This is a genomic window from Pseudomonas sp. GM78 (genome assembly GCF_000282475.1).
Taxonomy (GTDB): domain Bacteria; phylum Pseudomonadota; class Gammaproteobacteria; order Pseudomonadales; family Pseudomonadaceae; genus Aquipseudomonas.
This window is the reverse complement of sequence record NZ_AKJF01000116.1, coordinates 1-16,054: the sequence shown is the minus strand read 5'-3', so window position 1 is coordinate 16,054 and position 16,054 is coordinate 1. Positions and strand designations below refer to the sequence as shown.

The window sequence follows — 16,054 nt, the reverse complement described above, 5'->3', positions numbered from 1 at the left end:
GGGGCAAAGCCTTTTGCTTCCTTTTTGGCGTTTGAAAAAGGGAGTCGCTGTAAGAGCGAAACCATAAGTGGCCGTTACCGCAGCAATGGATATGTACTCAAACAACACCCATCAAGGCGGATCAATCTGATCCAGCACCCGATTCGCCGTAATTTCCGCCAGCATCACGCTGTTGGAAATACCCAGCAGGGCATTGCGCGACCCACCGTCCAGATGATCCACCAACTGATGAACCATCACATCGACCGAAGCCAGCGTCTCGACCAGATACACCATCAGGGTTTCGCTGGTGGCATGCGGATCCACAGTAAATAGTGAGCTAGGTGTACGCGCCGTGGCTTTGATGTCGGCAGACGACGGGAAGTGGTAATCGAGGGCGCGCTCGGCAGCCTCGTTGAGTTTTTTTGAATCGGGTTCGTACGGGGAGGTGGGATCGGTTTCTGGGGGATTCGGCGTGACCTTGAACATGGTGAAACTCCTGGAGAATTGGAGCTGCCACCATTCGCTGCGAAACGAAAAAGGGTGGCAACTGTACGCGGGTTCGCAGACCAGGACTCCAGGAACCCGGCAGGCCCAAAGGCCTCCCACGCACAGCTGCCATGACATGAGTGACAGACTTGATGAAGCGTCTGCTCACGGACGTTGTGCGCCTGGAGATTTACCCGGGCTGCGAAACCCGATCACTGACAATCAGTGACGCGAATAAAGTTACCGAGCGGCCCCAAGGCGCACAAGCCGGCGGATTCTGGCGTAGCCGTAGGCAATGGCGCAAGGCTTTGTAGCTTTCAAGAAGGGAGTTGTAGGGTGCTTAAACAAGCTTCCTTCGACGATGTTTAATGGTGGTCGGACTTGGCCGCTGCATGCACTTTTAAAGCGCCGTGCCGGACAACGTGCACCAGTGCGAAGCGGTTTGCTGAGTTTCCCCGCCTCGCGCACCAACAGCCGTCACACCCGTTCATCCCGCCATAAACCTGCCTGACTCGCGGCCATCAAGGCGTTTTCACGGTGATGGAAGTCTCCTTCAGCGAACTGGCACAAACACTGCATTAACCCCTTCAAGCCTATCCGAAAAAGATGGGCAGCCCTCTCGGTCAACGACGATCGACTGGCCGCACAGGTCGTGGGCAATATCGGTGGATCAGGCATGGCCGTCTGGTTTTCAACACCGCAAAAGAACAGGCAAAGACGCCTGGAACCGCAAGGTTTCAGGCGTTTTTTTTTGCTTTTTTTCACCGTGATGGGCTTAGGGCAGGTGTCGTTTATGAATTCCAATGTAGCCAGTTTGAACAAGCTGCAAACGCTGATCGTGATCGGCAATGGCATGGTCGGGCATCATTGTGTCGAGCAGTTGATCGAGCGCGGCGCGCTTGACCGCTATCGGCTGCACGTCTTCAGCGAAGAGCCGATGCGTGCCTACGACCGCGTGCATCTGTCCGAATACTTCTCAGGTCGCGACGCCGAGTCGCTGGCACTCAGTGACGCGGCGCTGTACGAGACGCCCGGCGTCACCTTGCACTTGGGTGTGCCGGTGCTGGAAATCGACCGCGCCCGGCGCCAGGTGATTACCGCACAAGGCTGCGTGGCCTACGACAAACTGGTCCTGGCCACCGGATCCTACCCATTCGTGCCGCCGATCGAAGGTGCCGAAGGCGATTCGCGCCTGGTCTATCGCACCCTGGAAGACCTCGATGCCATTCGTGCCGCGGCGGCCAATGCCCGGCGCGGGGTGGTGGTCGGCGGTGGCCTGCTGGGCCTTGAAGCCGCCAACGCGCTGAAAAGCCTGGGGCTCGAAGCGCACGTGGTGGAATTCGCCCCGCGGCTGATGCCGGTACAGCTGGATGATCTGGGTGGGCTGGCGCTCAAGGCGCAGATCGAGCGCCTCGGCGTCGGTGTGCACCTGTCCCGCGCCACGCAGTCGATCAGCGCCGGCGAGCAGTACCGCTACCGGATGAATTTTGCCAACGATGAGTTCCTCGAGACCGACCTGATCGTGTTCTCCGCCGGTATCCGTGCCCAGGATGCGCTGGCCCGGCAATGCGCGCTGGAGATCGGCCCGCGCGGTGGCGTGGTGATCGACGACACCTGCCTGAGCTGTGACCCGAACATCTACGCCATCGGTGAATGCGCTTCCTGGAATGGCAGCCTGTTCGGCCTGGTCGCGCCGGGCTACCAGATGGCGCGCAGTGTCGCAGCGCGCCTGTGTGACGACGCCGCCGAGCCGTTCCAGGGCGCCGACATGTCGACCAAGCTCAAGCTGCTGGGCGTCGACGTTGGCTCCATCGGCGATGCCCACGCCAACACGCCGGGTGCGCGCAGCTATCAGTTCATCGACGAAACGACGGCCAGCTACCGCCGCCTGGTGGTGGATGCCAGCGGCAAACACGTGCTCGGTGCCGTGCTGATCGGCGACAACAGCTATTACGACACGCTGCTGCAATACATGCAGAACGCGATCGCCTTGCCGGCCGAACCGGCCGCGCTGATCCTGCCGTCGTCCGAAGGCGCGCCGACCCTCGGCCCTGGCGCCTTGCCGGAAACGGCCACGGTCTGCTCGTGCCACAACGTGACCAAGGGCGCCATCTGCTCGGCCATCGACGGCGGATGCACCGACCTCGGCCTGCTCAAGTCGCAGACCAAGGCCTGCACCGGTTGCGGTGGTTGCGCCGGGTTGCTCAAGCAAGTCTTCGAACATGAATTGATTGCCCGTGGGGTCAGCGTCGACAAGAGCCTGTGCGAACACTTCGCCTACACCCGTCAGGAGCTGTATGCGCTGGTGCGGGTAGAAGGGGTGATCACCTTCGAGGAACTGCTGGCCAAGCATGGCCGTGGCCACACCGGGTGCGATGTGTGCAAGCCGGCGGTGGGTTCGATCCTGGCGTCGTGCTGGAACCAGCCGATCATGGACCCGTCGCTGGTGCCGCTGCAGGACACCAACGACACCTTCATGGCCAACATGCAGAAAAACGGCACCTATTCCGTGGTGCCGCGCATCCCCGGTGGCGAGATCACCGCGGACAAGCTGATTGCCATTGGCGTGGTGGCGAAGAAATACGACCTCTACACCAAAATCACCGGCGGTCAGCGCATCGACCTCTTTGGCGCGCAGTTGCATCAACTGCCGGACATCTGGAGCGAGCTGATTGAAGCTGGCTTCGAAACCGGCCACGCCTACGGCAAATCGACTCGCACGGTGAAGTCCTGCGTTGGCAGCACCTGGTGCCGCTATGGGGTGCAGGACAGCGTGCAAATGGCCCTGACCATCGAAGATCGCTACAAGGGCCTGCGTTCGCCGCACAAGCTCAAGTTCGCGGTGTCCGGTTGCACCCGTGAATGCGCCGAGGCGCAAAGTAAGGACGTCGGCGTGATCGCTACCGAGAAGGGCTGGAACCTTTACATCGCCGGCAACGGCGGCATGCGCCCGCGCCATGCCGAACTGTTCGCCACCGACCTCGATGACGCGACCCTGATCCGCTACATCGACCGCTTCCTGATGTTCTACATCCGCACCGCGGACAAACTGCAGCGCACCTCGGTCTGGCGCGAAAGCCTGGAAGGCGGCCTGGACTACCTCAAGGACGTGATCATCCACGACAGCCTGGGCCTGGGTGCCGAGCTCGAGTCGCAGATGCAGCTGGTGGTCAATCGCTACGAATGTGAGTGGGCCAACGCCCTCAAAGACCCGGAAAAACTCAAGCGCTTCCGTACCTTCGTCAACGATAAACGCCCGGACCCGGACATCCATTTTGTCCAGGAGCGTGGTCAACGCCGGCCGATCATGGCGGCCGAACTCAACCTGATCCCTGTTACCGAGGAGACTGTCTGATGAACCCGTCCAATACCCAACGCGTTGAAGCCCGTGCGTCTGTCGTCTGGCAATCGGTGTGCAGCCAGCAGGACCTGGTGAATGACTCCGGTGTAGTGGTGTGGCTGGACGGTGCCCAGGTGGCGCTGTTCTACCTGCCGGGCATGCAGGGCAAAACCCTTTACGCCATCGACAACCACGACCCGCAATCGGGGGCCAATGTCATCGGCCGCGGACTGGTCGGCAACATCAAGGGCGACCTGGTCGTTGCCTCACCCATTTACAAGCAGCATTTTCGTCTTGAAGACGGCAGTTGCCTGGAGTACCCGCAACAGCGCTTGCGGGTCTGGCCGGTGCGGTTGAACGAAGGGTTGGTGGAGGTCGGGGTGGCCTGACGCTGTACGCCATTCACATCAGGAGACGGACATGAAGACAGCCGCACAGTTGCTCAAGCTCAAGGTCGTGGAAAACCAGCAGGTGCACAGCATCGCACCGGACGCCATGGTGCTGGAGGCCGTACAGAAAATGGCCGAAAAGAACGTGGGTGCATTGCCGGTGATCGAGAAGGGCCAGGTCGTCGGGGTGATCAGCGAGCGTGACTATGCGCGCAAGGTGGTGCTGCTGGGACGTTCGTCAGTCGGCACACCGGTCAGGGCCATCATGAGTTCCCCAGTGGTTACGGCCGACAGCCAACAGAGCATCGAGCATTGCATGGCGGTCATGACGGACAGCCATTTGCGACACTTGCCGGTGGTGGAGAATGGCGAGTTGATCGGTTTGTTGTCGATTGGCGATCTGGTCAAGGAAGCCATTGTCGAGCAGGCCGACCTGATTCGCCAGTTTGAACATTACATTCGCGGGCACTGAGACAAGCTGTTTATCAGCGCAACACATAAGGGGACGGATGGGCGGGTAGACGCCAATCCGTTCCTTTTTTTTCGGGATCACCCGAACATCAGAACTTGAAGGCCTGTCGTCCTACCAGTAGCCATTTTCCGCTTTGTTTCTGCCAGATCTGGAAGTTCTCGATTTCCGTCGGGACCACTTCGGTGCCTTTGAGGGCCTGGGCCGAGAAGTGGTGGCGAACCAATGCAACATCGCCGGAGACGGTGATGGTCTGGTTCTGCATCTCAAGGGTCTTGAAGGCACTTTTGCCGGTTTCGATATCGGCGATGAATTGCTGCTTGTCCTGGATCTTGCCGCTGGAATGGCCGTAGGTGAGGTTTTCGGCGGTCAACGCGTTCAGTTCAGCGATGTCCTTGTGCAGCATCGCCTGGGTCAAGTGATCGACGGCTTGTGCCACGTCCTTGTCCCCGGAAGCCGGGGTGGCGGCGACGTAGCCGCTGAACAGGCACAGAAAACCAATCAGCAGTTTTGCTTTTTTCATGAGGATTCCTTGTTGTTGTGGGTGATCGGATTGACAAGTACGAATCATCTCATCAGTCATCGTACAACATAGCATGCAAGGACAGAAAAAAGCGAACTTGCGGCGAAGGCGTATCTCGAAGTTAAAAGCCCGTATGGAATCTGCATTTCAAGGGTGTCGGAGAGTTCAAATCATGCAGCCCAAGGAACATCCGCGATACGAATTGACGCTGCTGATCGTGTTTGTGCTTATCGTCATTGCATTGGGCTATTCCCCGCGCAGCCGGGTGGATTGGGCGCTGGAGAACCTGTTGGCGCTGCTGCTGGTGGGGACGTTGGTGGTTTTCTATCACCATTTTCGCCTGTCGGCGGCGTCCCTTACGCTGGTGTTCGTTTTCCTGTGCATTCACGAGTTGGGGGCAATTACACCTATTCCCTGGTGCCCTACGATCGTTGGTGTTCGGCCTTGACCGGCGTCAGTTTTGACAAGAGCTTTGGCCTGCACCGTAACCACTACGACCGGCTGGTCCACCTGAGCTACGGGCTGTTGATGGCCTGGCCGATCCGTGAAGTGCTGCTGCGGCTGACGCCGTTGCGCGGGCGCTGGCTGTTTTTCATGGCCCTGAACATCATCCTGTCGACCTCCGCAGTCTACGAACTGGTGGAGTGGATCGGTGGGGCCTACCTGGGCGACGACACGGCAAAGGCATTCGTCGGCGCGCAGAACGACCCGTGGGATTCACAAAAGGACATGGCCCTGGCCGTTGCTGGTGCTTTCGTCAGCCTGCTATTGGTTTCCCTGCGCAATACGGCAGAAAACGCCGGATTACCTACCGCATGTCGAAAAAACAGGAATCAGTTGGGATAGGCTTCAATTACCGGACAGACACGTCGATAACCTCTTGAGATGCCATTCGCGGTGGCCGTTGGCCAACCAACATACGTGCCAGGAGAGGAACCACAGAGTGTCCATAAAACTGCGTTTACTGTTGTTGATCGGGACGGGGTTGCTGGCCGCGTTGATCATGAGCCTGGTCGGTTACCTGGGGACTGCCCGGCTGGCGGATGCGGTGCAAGACAACGACATCGGCATGAGCGTGCTGCGCAATCACCTTGAAGCCGACATGATGCACGACGCCCTGCGCGCCGACGTGCTGGCGGCGATGCTGGTGGGGCTGGGCAAAAGCACCAGCAGCAAGGCCGAGGTACGTGGCTCTATCGATGAGCACGCCGCGCATTTTCGTGAAGTGCTGGGTGAAAACCTCAAGCTGGCGGTGAACGACACCCTCAAGGACGCCCTCAACCAGATCAAGCCGAGCCTCGACACCTACATCAATGCCGCCGAGCGCATGGTGGGCCTGGCGCTGGAAAACCCCGAGGCCGCGCAAGAGCAATTGGCCGCCTTCAACAGCGCGTTCAGTCAGTTGGAGGAGCAGATGGCGGCCCTCAGCGAGCGCATTGAACACAACACCCAGCAGACCAGCCAGGGCACAACGCAAGCCATCAGTAACGCCAACCTGACCCTCGGCGGCGTACTGATCGCCAGCCTGCTGTTGCTGCTGGTCCAGGGCCGCTGGGTGATCCTGAGCATCATGAGCCCCCTGCGGGCGGCCAGCCGCATCGCCGAACGTATCGCCCACGGCAACCTGAGCGAGACGATTGTCGAGCCCGAGCACAAGGACGAAGCCAGCACCCTGATTCGCAGCCTGGCGACCATGCAGCGTGATCTGCGCGGCATGATCGAAGTGGTGCGCAGCAATGCCCATGGCGTCAGCGGCATGAGCACTCGACTGAGCGATGGCTGTCACCAGGTGGCCGGCAGCAGCCAGCAGCAAAGCACCGCCGCCAGCACCATGGCCGCCGCCGCCAGCGAAATGACCGCGAGCATCGAGGAAATCACCCGGCATGCCGAACGCGCGCTGGACATGGCCAACCAGGCCGAGGCACTGGCCAAGGATGGCGGGCGGGTGATCCATCAGGTGGTCAGCGACATGGACGGCATCGCCCGTTCGGCGCAGCAGTCGGCGCAGGTGATCCGCACGCTGGACAAGGAGTCCGAAGGGATTTTCAGCATCATACAGGTGATCAAGGGCATCGCCGACCAGACCAACCTGCTGGCGCTCAACGCCGCCATCGAGGCCGCCCGCGCGGGTGAGCAGGGGCGTGGTTTTGCCGTGGTGGCCGACGAGGTGCGCAGCCTGGCGGGCCGCACCAGTGCCTCGACCCAGGAAATCGCCGCCATGGTCTCGCGCATCCAGCAAAGTACCCACCAGGCGGTGATCAGCATGGAGGAGGGCGTGGCCCAGGTCGACAAAGGCATGGCCGTGACCGCCGACGTCGAGCGCGCCATCCGCGAAATCCTCGAGGCCACGCTCAACACCACGCAACTGGTCAACGACATCAGCCGCACCATCGGCGAGCAGAGCCTGGCCAGCAATGAAATCGCCCATCAGGTGGAGATGATTGCCGGCATGTCGGAAGGCAACAGCAAGGTGATTGGGCAGACGGCTTTGACGACGGATGAGTTGTCTTCGTTGGCGGGGAAACTGTCGCAGTCGGTGGATCGCTTTCGGTTGTGAAGTTTGAGCCCAGTCAATTGATAGCTCGGTCATTGACAGGGCCTCATCGCGGGCAAGCCCGCTCCCACAGTGTTCGGCGGCGGACACAGGTATTGTGTACGACAGAGAACCCTGTGGGAGCGGGCTTGCCCGCGAAGGGGCCAGTTCAGCCAATGCAGAACTTGAAATTAAAGGTACTTATCCGTCACAGCCCCCTCCGAAGCACTCGACACCGTCTTCGCATACTTGGCCAACACCCCGCGCTTGTATTTCGATTCCGGCCTCACCCAAGTAGCCTTGCGCTTGGCTAATTCTGAATCAGATACAGCGACCGTAATCTGCCGGGTTTCGGCATCGATGGTGATCATGTCGCCATCTTCGATCAACGCAATCGGCCCGCCTTCAAACGCCTCCGGCGTGATATGCCCCACCACGAAGCCATGGGAGCCGCCGGAAAAACGGCCATCGGTGATCAGCGCCACGTCCTTGCCCAACCCCTTGCCCATCACCGCCGACGTCGGCGAAAGCATTTCGCGCATGCCCGGCCCGCCCTTGGGTCCTTCGTAGCGAATCACGATCACGTCGCCGGCCTGCACTTCGCCGTTGAGGATGCCAGCCAGCGCACCTTCCTCGCCGTGGTACACACGGGCTTTGCCTTCGAAGCGCAGGCCTTCCTTGCCGGTGATCTTGGCCACGGCGCCGGTGGGCGCGAGGTTGCCGCGCAGGATCACCAGGTGCGAGTCCTTCTTGATCGGCTGGTCGAAGGGCAGGATCACGTCCTGGCCAGCGGGGTAGTCGGGCACATTCTCGAGGTTTTCCGCCAGGGTCTTGCCGGTCACGGTCAGCACATCGCCGTGCAGCATGCCGGCCGCGAGCATGCGCTTCATCAAGGGCTGGATGCCGCCAATGGCCACCAGCTCGCTCATCATGTATTTGCCACTGGGGCGCAGGTCGGCCACCACCGGGGAAACCTTGCCCAGCTCGACGAAGTCATCCAGGGTCAGCTCGACATCCACGGCATTGGCCATGGCCAGCAGATGCAGCACGGCATTGGTCGAGCCGGCGAGGGCGATCACCACGCGGATGGCGTTTTCGAAGGCCTTGCGGGTCATGATGTCCCGGGGCTTGAGGTCAAGCTTGAGCAATTCCATGACTTGCTGGCCGGCGCGGAAGCTGTCCGAAGCCTTGTCGCTGCCCACGGCGTCCTGGGAACTCGAGCCGGGCAGGCTCATGCCCAGCGCCTCGATGGCCGAGGCCATGGTGTTGGCGGTGTACATGCCGCCACAGGAGCCGGGGCCGGGAATCGCCACTTCCTCGATCTGCTTGACCTGGATCTCGCTGATATCACCGCGCGCGTGCTGGCCCACGGCTTCGAACACGGAAATGATGTCGGTGTGGCCGGCGCCCGGGCGAATGGTGCCGCCATAGACGAAGATCGAAGGGCGATTGAGCCGTGCCATGCCGATCAGGCAGCCCGGCATGTTCTTGTCGCAACCGCCCACGGTCACCAGCCCGTCAAAGCCTTCGCAACCGACCACCACTTCGATGGAGTCGGCAATCACCTCACGGGACACCAGTGAATACTTCATGCCTTCGGTGCCGTTGGCGATGCCGTCGGAAATGGTGATGGTGTTGAAAATTACGCCTTTGGCGCCAGCGGCGTTCGCACCTTTCTCCGCTTCGATCGCGAGTTTGTCGATGTGCATGTTGCAGGGCGTGACCATCGCCCAGGTGGAGGCGATGCCGATCTGCGGTTTCTTGAAGTCTTCGTCGGTAAAGCCCACGGCACGCAGCATGGCGCGGGCGGGTGCGGCCTCCACGCCGTCGATCACCTGGGAGGAATATTTGCGCAGATCGTCTTTGTCGCTCATGGCTGTTCCCCACATGCTCAACTTAAGACCTGTGAGTATAGTCGCCGATCCACCGCAACCGGCGTCGGCACGCCGGTTCCCGCAGATCCAATCAGGCGCGGGTTCGCCTTGTCGTGATATTCTTGGCAACAACTTGGTTTGATCTATTCAGTTTTCCTGTCCTCGAGACGGGCGAGCAGAATCACTGTCGCTCAAGTAGCTGAAGCCAAAAAAGATAAAAAGTCAGTTCAGTAGGGACATATAACTGGGGTCGATGCAGTCAGTCGGCCTTGTGTGCCCACCTTCCAGCCGTCATGTGCAGCCGTTATGTGTGAGTAGCTGCGGCAGACTTGCCTGAATACCGTGAAACAAGCGGCTCGCGATTGAAGATGGAAGGGCGGATGGCGTTTTATCATAGGTGCTACAGATGTTTAAGAAAGTGAACACGGCCCTGCTGGGGCTGGCCTTGTCGTTGGGGATGACGACAGCCCAGGCCGAAGAGACCAAGAAAGTCGACGTGCTGTTGATCGGCGGCGGCATCATGAGCGCAACCCTCGGTGTGTGGCTCAATGAGCTGGAACCCGGCACCTCGATGGAAATGATCGAGCGCCTGGACGGCGTCGCCCAGGAAAGCTCCAACGGCTGGAACAACGCCGGTACCGGTCACTCCGCCCTGGCCGAGTTGAACTACACCCCGGAAGACGACAAGGGCAATGTCTCGATCCCGAAAGCCGTTGAAATCAACGAAGCGTTCCAGATCTCCCGTCAGTTCTGGGCCTGGCAGGTTCAGCAAGGCGTGCTGAAGAACCCGCGTTCGTTCATCAACTCCACACCGCACATGAGCTTCGTGTGGGGCGATGACAACATCAAGTTCCTGAAAAAGCGCTACGAAGCCCTGCAGGCGAGCCCGCTGTTCGCCGGCATGCAGTACTCCGAAGACCCGGCGGTGATCAAGAAGTGGGTCCCGCTGATGATGGAAGGGCGTGACCCGAACCAGAAAATCGCGGCCACCTGGTCTCCGATCGGTACCGACGTGAACTTTGGCGAAATTACCCGCCAGTTCGTTGCTCACCTGCAAACCACGCCGAAATTCGACTTGAAGCTGTCCAGCGAAGTGCAGGACATCACCAAGAACGCCGACGGCAGCTGGCGCGTGAGCTACAAGAACCTGAAAGACGGCAGCAAGTCCGAAACCGACGCCAAGTTCGTGTTCATCGGTGCCGGCGGCGGTGCCCTGCACCTGCTGCAGAAGTCCGGCATTCCTGAAGCCAAGGAATACGCAGGCTTCCCGGTAGGCGGCTCGTTCCTGGTGACCGAGAACCCGACCATCGCCGAACAACACCTGGCCAAGGCCTACGGCAAGGCTTCGGTTGGCGCACCGCCGATGTCGGTTCCGCACCTGGACACCCGTGTGCTGGACGGCAAGCGCGTGATCCTGTTTGGCCCATTCGCCACTTTCAGCACCAAGTTCCTCAAGGAAGGTTCGTACCTGGACCTGCTGACCACCACCACCACGCATAACGTGTGGCCAATGACCAAGGTCGGCATCAAGGAATACCCGCTGGTCGAGTACCTTGCCGGTCAACTGATGCTGTCGGACGAAGACCGCCTCAACGCCCTGAAGGAATACTTCCCGAACGCCAAGGCCGAGGACTGGCGCCTGTGGCAAGCCGGCCAGCGCGTGCAGATCATCAAGCGTGACGAAGCCGCCGGTGGCGTGCTGAAACTGGGCACCGAAATCGTCGCTTCGCAAGACGGCACCATCGCCGGCCTGCTGGGCGCGTCCCCAGGCGCTTCGACCGCCGCACCGATCATGCTGACCGTGCTGCAGAAAGTGTTCAAGGACAAGGTCGCAACCCCGGCCTGGCAGGAAAAGCTGCACCAAATCGTGCCGAGCTACGGCACCCAGCTCAACGCCAGCCCTGAAAAGGTTGCCGAGGAATGGGCCTACACCGCCAAGGTGCTGGAACTGACTCCGCCACCTGCGATCGGCCAGGCTGTTGCTCCGGCTGTCGAGGCTGAGAAAGCCAAGGCACCGAAAGAGAATGCTGCGGCGGACATGGCGCTGTAACTGAACGCCTGAGCAAAAAGCCCACTGAGCCAGGGATGGCCAGTGGGCTTTTTTGTATCCCTGACTGTTTCATCTGATCCGTATTTTTCATCGCTTTCTGACGCTGTAATGCAATCAGCCAGAGCCCCACAATGACGGCAAGTTGCGCAGCGGTAGCCGCGGTGCACCGCACTTTCGAAATGTAGGAGGCTCTATGGGCAAGATGGCGATTTTCCTCGGTGGTTTTCTGGTGTTGACCATTCTGATCGGTGTGCTGGCAACGATTTCGCCGGTGTGAGGCCAGCGGGTACAAGCGCCTACTTCGCCGGGCCTTGTTGCTTGATGTTCCCACAGAAAATATCGACGTTGCCGTCTGTCGCTGCGGTGCGCACGACGATGTGATAGTCACCGGCCAGCAACACAGGCAGGGCCACGGGCACGCTTCTGGAGAAGGTCCAGCCGCGAATCGGCTGGCGTTCGGTGTTGACCTTGTCATTCATGGCGTACGCGACGGGGCCGGGTTGCTCGCAGCTGCCTTTGTTGATGAAACTGTAGAGGCGCAGGGGCAGGGCGGCGCCGCTGGGAACGCCGCTGATGAAGAAACTGAGTCCGGTTTGCTGGTCCCATTCGGACAACGCGACATTGCCGATCTGCCCGGTGTTCTGCCGGGTGGCAACCAGGGTGACCGACACGCTTTTGTTTGATGAGGTGGCGCAGCCGAACAGGCTGGCGCCAATGATTAGCGCCGCCAGTGAATGTTTGAGCTTCATGGCTAAACTCCTGTGTTGAATAACGGCAAGGGGAGATTAGCGGATATAGCTCATTTATCGAGTGCTGGCGGCTCCCATAGGGATCTGCGGTGATTCACACCTGCCGCCCGTGCGCGGTGTCTGCCAGTTGCGCGGTATCGACCCGTACGAAAATGGAGTCGCCCACCGCGGTCAGCACGTCCCCGGCGAAGACTTCGCAGATGACACGGGTCTTGCGTCCGACTTCACCCTCCACCCGCGCCCGCAGGGTCAGCGGGATACCCATGGGAGTCGGCTTGATGAACTTGATGCCGAGGTTGCCGGTGACGCAATTGATGCGTGGCAGGCTGGCGGGGTCGCGGTTTTCCGCGCGGTAGTGATAGGCCATTACCGCCCAGTTGGAGTGGCAATCGACCAACATGGCGATCAGTCCGCCGTAGACCAGGTCCGGCCAGCCGCAGTACATGGGATCCGGCAGGTGCTCGGCCATGACATGCACGCCGTCTTCATGCCAGTAGCTCTTGATGTGCAGCCCGTGGGGATTGCTGCTGCCGCAGCCGTAACACACGCCATCGGGCGCGGCGGCGTCTTGCAGGGAAGTGTCGTGGTTGGACATGTGTCGATTTTTCCGAAAAATTCATTGTAGGGATGTGTGTAACCCTAAATTCGGGCCAGCGCCTGCGCCAAGTCTGCACGCAAATCTTCGATATCCTCAACCCCCACGGACAACCGTACCAGCGCATCGCCGATGCCCAGCTGCGCACGGGTTTCCACGGGGATGGTGGCGTGGGTCATGATCGCCGGGTGTTCGATCAGGCTTTCCACCCCGCCCAGGCTTTCGGCCAGGGCGAAAATCCGCACGTTCTCCAGGAAGCGCCGGGAACCGGCCAGGTCGGTGTTCAGGTCGACCGAGATCATCCCGCCGTAGCCGCGCATCTGCTGCCGCGCCAGTTCATGCTGCGGGTGCGAGGGCAGGCCTGGGTAGTAGACGCGAGCGACTTGTGGCTGACGTTCCAGCCATTGCGCCAGTTCCAGTGCATTGCTGCAGTGGCGCTCCATGCGCAGCGCCAGGGTCTTGACCCCGCGCAGGGTGAGAAAGGCGTCGAACGGCCCGGCGATGGCGCCCACCGCGTTCTGCAGGAAACCCAGGCGCTCGGCCAGCTCGGCGTTCTGCCCGACCACGGCGATGCCGCCGATCACGTCTGAGTGGCCGTTGAGGTACTTGGTGGTCGAATGCAGCACGATGTCGAAGCCCAGTTCCAGCGGGCGTTGTATCCACGGGCTGGCAAAGGTGTTGTCGGCCACGCAGATGATGCCGCGGTCGCGGCAGGTGCGGGCGATGGCGGCAAGGTCGGTGAGGCGCAGCAGGGGGTTGCTCGGCGTCTCGACCATGACCATGCGCGTGTCGTCCTGCAAGGCGGCTTTGAAGGCGGCGAGGTCGGTCAGGTCGACGAAGCTGAAGCGATGCCCGGCGCTGCGCTGGCGGACCTTGTCGAACAGGCGGAAGGTACCGCCGTACAGGTCATTGCCCGAGACGATGTGCGAACCGGCGTCTACCAGTTCCAGCACCGTGGAAATGGTCGCCAGCCCCGAGGCAAAGGCAAAGCCCCGGGTGCCGCCTTCAAGATCGGCCACGCAGCGTTCCAGCGCCCAGCGCGTCGGATTGTGCGAGCGCCCGTAGTCGAGGCCCTTGTGTACCCCGGGGCTCTGCTGCAGGTAGGTGGAGTTGGCGTAGATCGGCGGCATCAGCGCGCCGGTCGAGGGGTCCGGCGTTTGCCCTGCATGGATCACGCGGGTGGCGAAGCCCCGTGGCGGGGCATTTTCATCGTGCTGACTCATGGCAGGGATCTCCGCAGGTGATTGAGCATGTCGGTTCGGGTGATCAGGCCGTGGAAGCCCGAGGCATCCTGGATGATCGCCACCAGTCCACGGCCCAGTTCCGCCTCCAGGTCCGCCAATGAGGCGCTGGGGGACAGGGTTTGCAGTTTGTCGGTCATGGCGCTGGATACGGTCGCGCGAAAGTGCGTAACGTCTTCATGCACGCCCAGCAGGATGTCGGACTCGTCGATCACACCGACCAGTTGTTTGCCGTTCACCAGCACCGGCAGTTGTGACACATCCGCCAGGCGCATGCGCTGGAATGCCGTAAGCAGGGTGTCATCGGGGCCGACACTGATCACCCGGCCATCCTCGAAGCGCCGTGCGATCAGGTCGCGCAGGTCGCCGTACTGCTTGCTTTTGAGCAGCCCCTGATCGTTCATCCACTGGTCGTTGTAGACCTTCGACAGGTAGCGGGTGCCGGTGTCGCAGACGAAGCTGACCACCCGTTTCGGTTGGGTCTGCTCGCGGCAATAGCGCAATGCCGCCGCCAGCAAGGTGCCGGTCGACGAACCGCCGAGAATGCCCTCGGCACGCAGCAATTGGCGGGCATGGTCGAAGCTTTCCTCGTCGCTGATTGAGTAGGCGTGGCGCACGCTGGACAGGTCGGCGATCGACGGAATGAAGTCTTCGCCGATGCCTTCCACCGCCCAGGAGCCGGGGGTGGGGAGGGTGCCGCTGCGGCTGTATTCGGCCATCACCGAGCCGACCGGATCGGCCAGGACCATTTCCAGTTCCGGTTGCACGCGGTTGAAGAACCGGGTCAGCCCGGTCAGCGTGCCGGCCGAACCCACGCCGACCACGATGGCATCGACATCGTGCTGGGTCTGGGCCCAGATCTCCGGTGCGGTACTGCACTCATGGGCCAGCGGGTTGGCCGGGTTGTTGAATTGGTCGGCGAAGAAGGCGTCGGGGATTTCACTCGCCAGGCGCCCGGCAACGTCCTGGTAATACTCCGGGTGGCCCTTGCCGACATCGGAGCGGGTGATGTGCACCTCGGCGCCCATGGCCTTGAGGTGCAGGACCTTCTCGGTGGACATCTTGTCCGGCACCACCAGTACCACCCGATAACCCTTGGCGCGGCCGACCAGTGCCAGGCCCAGGCCGGTGTTGCCGGCCGTGGCCTCGACGATGGTGCCACCGGGTCGCAGGCGGCCGTCGCGCTCGGCGGCGTCGATCATCGCCAGGCCGATGCGGTCCTTGATCGAACCGCCGGGGTTCTGTGATTCGAGCTTGAGAAACAGCGTGCAGGGGCCGGTATCGAAACGGCTGACGCGGACCAGGGGTGTGTTGCCGATCAGTTCGAGTACGGCAGGGCGGGAGTCGTTGGGCATGTCGTCACCTCGTTGCGCTAGCACAATGGATGGACAAAAAAGGCCGGCGTCGGGTTGTCGCGCCGGTCGTGACAATGTTGTGTCTGGACCATAGGCCGGGATTGCCAGACTCGCAACCATCCGATCGAAAGTGCCCGCTGGGATGTATTTGAGAATTGGATTGGGGGTATATCCGTTGCTGCGGTAACGGCGGCTTATGGTTTCGCCCTTACGGCGACTCACTTTTCCAAACCGGTGCGCGTCAAGGTAGTTGTCGTGTCTGGTTTCCCCACTGCGCAATGCCTGCGTTCGGCCATCGTGGTTAACGGGGCACCCCAGATCAAAAACAAAAGCGAGGCGGCCTTAAAGCCGACCTGACTTTTACGGCTGTACCTGATCCCTGTGGGAGCCAGCCTGCTGGCGATGGACGTCAACGATAACGCGCCCTGTCTGGATGAACGCGTCGCCTGGAAGTCCATCGCCAGCAGG

General features: G+C 61.0%; 12 protein-coding genes and 3 pseudogenes. 7 read left to right on the top strand and 8 right to left on the bottom strand.

From position 1 onward, the window contains the following. Window positions 1-111 precede the first annotated feature (111 nt). On the bottom strand, window positions 112-468 hold the full coding sequence (locus tag PMI35_RS13005) for a DUF6124 family protein (protein ID WP_008061150.1): 357 nt from the start codon (window positions 466-468) through the stop codon (window positions 112-114). 793 nt (window positions 469-1,261) lie between these two features. On the opposite strand from PMI35_RS13005, the gene nirB reads away from it, so the two are divergent. From nirB to PMI35_RS13020, 3 genes are read left to right on the top strand one after another with little or no spacing between them, the layout of a single operon-like run. After that, window positions 1,262-3,823 (top strand): nitrite reductase large subunit NirB, encoded by a 2,562-nt coding sequence (gene nirB, locus PMI35_RS13010; RefSeq protein WP_032831741.1) that lies wholly within the window; start codon window positions 1,262-1,264, stop codon window positions 3,821-3,823. Continuing rightward, a complete protein-coding gene (nirD, locus tag PMI35_RS13015) occupies window positions 3,823-4,197 on the top strand; it encodes a nitrite reductase small subunit NirD (RefSeq protein ID WP_008061146.1) in 375 nt (124 codons plus the stop codon). Before nirB ends, nirD begins: the two co-directional genes overlap by 1 nt. Before the next feature lie 31 nt (window positions 4,198-4,228). Further along, on the top strand, window positions 4,229-4,669 hold the full coding sequence (locus tag PMI35_RS13020) for a CBS domain-containing protein (RefSeq protein ID WP_008061144.1): 441 nt from the start codon (window positions 4,229-4,231) through the stop codon (window positions 4,667-4,669). An 88-nt stretch (window positions 4,670-4,757) separates the two neighbouring features. Here the strand turns inward: PMI35_RS13020 and PMI35_RS13025 are convergent, their stop codons facing one another. Beyond that, window positions 4,758-5,189 carry a nuclear transport factor 2 family protein gene (locus PMI35_RS13025; protein WP_008061143.1) on the bottom strand — a complete coding sequence of 144 codons (432 nt, stop codon included), beginning with the start codon at window positions 5,187-5,189 and terminating at the stop codon, window positions 4,758-4,760. A 172-nt stretch (window positions 5,190-5,361) separates the two neighbouring features. On the opposite strand from PMI35_RS13025, the pseudogene PMI35_RS0132815 reads away from it, so the two are divergent. The 3 genes and pseudogenes from PMI35_RS0132815 (at window position 5,362) to PMI35_RS35945 (ending at window position 7,746) form a co-directional block, all read left to right on the top strand. After that, window positions 5,362-6,035, top strand: a pseudogene (locus PMI35_RS0132815) (DUF2238 domain-containing protein). Beyond that, window positions 5,938-6,888, top strand: a pseudogene (locus PMI35_RS35950) (MCP four helix bundle domain-containing protein); the annotation flags it as partial. The pseudogenes PMI35_RS0132815 and PMI35_RS35950, both read left to right, overlap by 98 nt. Beyond that, complete coding sequence (locus PMI35_RS35945) at window positions 6,883-7,746, top strand: methyl-accepting chemotaxis protein (protein ID WP_443217062.1); 864 nt, start codon at window positions 6,883-6,885, stop codon at window positions 7,744-7,746. The pseudogene PMI35_RS35950 and the gene PMI35_RS35945, both read left to right, overlap by 6 nt. Before the next feature lie 167 nt (window positions 7,747-7,913). On the opposite strand, the gene ilvD is transcribed toward PMI35_RS35945, so the two are convergent. Then, the gene (gene ilvD / locus PMI35_RS13035; RefSeq protein WP_008061135.1) at window positions 7,914-9,596 is read right to left on the bottom strand and encodes a dihydroxy-acid dehydratase; all 1,683 of its coding nucleotides are present in this window, start codon (window positions 9,594-9,596) and stop codon (window positions 7,914-7,916) included. Window positions 9,597-10,002: 406 nt separating this feature from the next. On the opposite strand from ilvD, the gene mqo reads away from it, so the two are divergent. Continuing rightward, entirely contained in the window at window positions 10,003-11,646 is a 1,644-nt protein-coding gene (gene mqo / locus PMI35_RS13040; protein ID WP_008061133.1) for a malate dehydrogenase (quinone), read from the top strand. Window positions 11,647-11,942: 296 nt separating this feature from the next. On the opposite strand, the gene PMI35_RS13045 is transcribed toward mqo, so the two are convergent. From PMI35_RS13045 to PMI35_RS35390, 5 genes and pseudogenes are all read right to left on the bottom strand, one after another. Continuing rightward, window positions 11,943-12,395 carry a hypothetical protein gene (locus tag PMI35_RS13045; protein ID WP_008061131.1) on the bottom strand — a complete coding sequence of 151 codons (453 nt, stop codon included), beginning with the start codon at window positions 12,393-12,395 and terminating at the stop codon, window positions 11,943-11,945. 94 nt (window positions 12,396-12,489) lie between these two features. After that, on the bottom strand, window positions 12,490-12,990 hold the full coding sequence (locus tag PMI35_RS13050; protein WP_008061129.1) for a PaaI family thioesterase: 501 nt from the start codon (window positions 12,988-12,990) through the stop codon (window positions 12,490-12,492). A gap of 44 nt (window positions 12,991-13,034) precedes the next feature. Then, window positions 13,035-14,213: a trans-sulfuration enzyme family protein gene (locus PMI35_RS13055; protein WP_008061126.1), complete on the bottom strand. Its 1,179-nt coding sequence runs from the start codon at window positions 14,211-14,213 to the stop codon at window positions 13,035-13,037. Then, window positions 14,210-15,586 carry a pyridoxal-phosphate dependent enzyme gene (locus PMI35_RS13060; RefSeq protein WP_008061124.1) on the bottom strand — a complete coding sequence of 459 codons (1,377 nt, stop codon included), beginning with the start codon at window positions 15,584-15,586 and terminating at the stop codon, window positions 14,210-14,212. Before PMI35_RS13060 ends, PMI35_RS13055 begins: the two co-directional genes overlap by 4 nt. A gap of 218 nt (window positions 15,587-15,804) precedes the next feature. Further along, a pseudogene (locus PMI35_RS35390) lies at window positions 15,805-16,054 on the bottom strand (hypothetical protein); the annotation flags it as partial.

What these genes read in the sequence shown, in the direction of transcription:
- PMI35_RS13005 (WP_008061150.1), bottom strand. Translation starts at nt 468, where the DNA reads ATGTTCAAGGTCACGCCGAATCCCCCAGAAACCGATCCCACCTCCCCG.
- nirB (WP_032831741.1), top strand. Translation starts at nt 1,262, where the DNA reads ATGAATTCCAATGTAGCCAGTTTGAACAAGCTGCAAACGCTGATCGTG.
- nirD (WP_008061146.1), top strand. Translation starts at nt 3,823, where the DNA reads ATGAACCCGTCCAATACCCAACGCGTTGAAGCCCGTGCGTCTGTCGTC.
- PMI35_RS13020 (WP_008061144.1), top strand. Translation starts at nt 4,229, where the DNA reads ATGAAGACAGCCGCACAGTTGCTCAAGCTCAAGGTCGTGGAAAACCAG.
- PMI35_RS13025 (WP_008061143.1), bottom strand. Translation starts at nt 5,189, where the DNA reads ATGAAAAAAGCAAAACTGCTGATTGGTTTTCTGTGCCTGTTCAGCGGC.
- PMI35_RS35945 (WP_443217062.1), top strand. Translation starts at nt 6,883, where the DNA reads ATGCAGCGTGATCTGCGCGGCATGATCGAAGTGGTGCGCAGCAATGCC.
- ilvD (WP_008061135.1), bottom strand. Translation starts at nt 9,596, where the DNA reads ATGAGCGACAAAGACGATCTGCGCAAATATTCCTCCCAGGTGATCGAC.
- mqo (WP_008061133.1), top strand. Translation starts at nt 10,003, where the DNA reads ATGTTTAAGAAAGTGAACACGGCCCTGCTGGGGCTGGCCTTGTCGTTG.
- PMI35_RS13045 (WP_008061131.1), bottom strand. Translation starts at nt 12,395, where the DNA reads ATGAAGCTCAAACATTCACTGGCGGCGCTAATCATTGGCGCCAGCCTG.
- PMI35_RS13050 (WP_008061129.1), bottom strand. Translation starts at nt 12,990, where the DNA reads ATGTCCAACCACGACACTTCCCTGCAAGACGCCGCCGCGCCCGATGGC.
- PMI35_RS13055 (WP_008061126.1), bottom strand. Translation starts at nt 14,213, where the DNA reads ATGAGTCAGCACGATGAAAATGCCCCGCCACGGGGCTTCGCCACCCGC.
- PMI35_RS13060 (WP_008061124.1), bottom strand. Translation starts at nt 15,586, where the DNA reads ATGCCCAACGACTCCCGCCCTGCCGTACTCGAACTGATCGGCAACACA.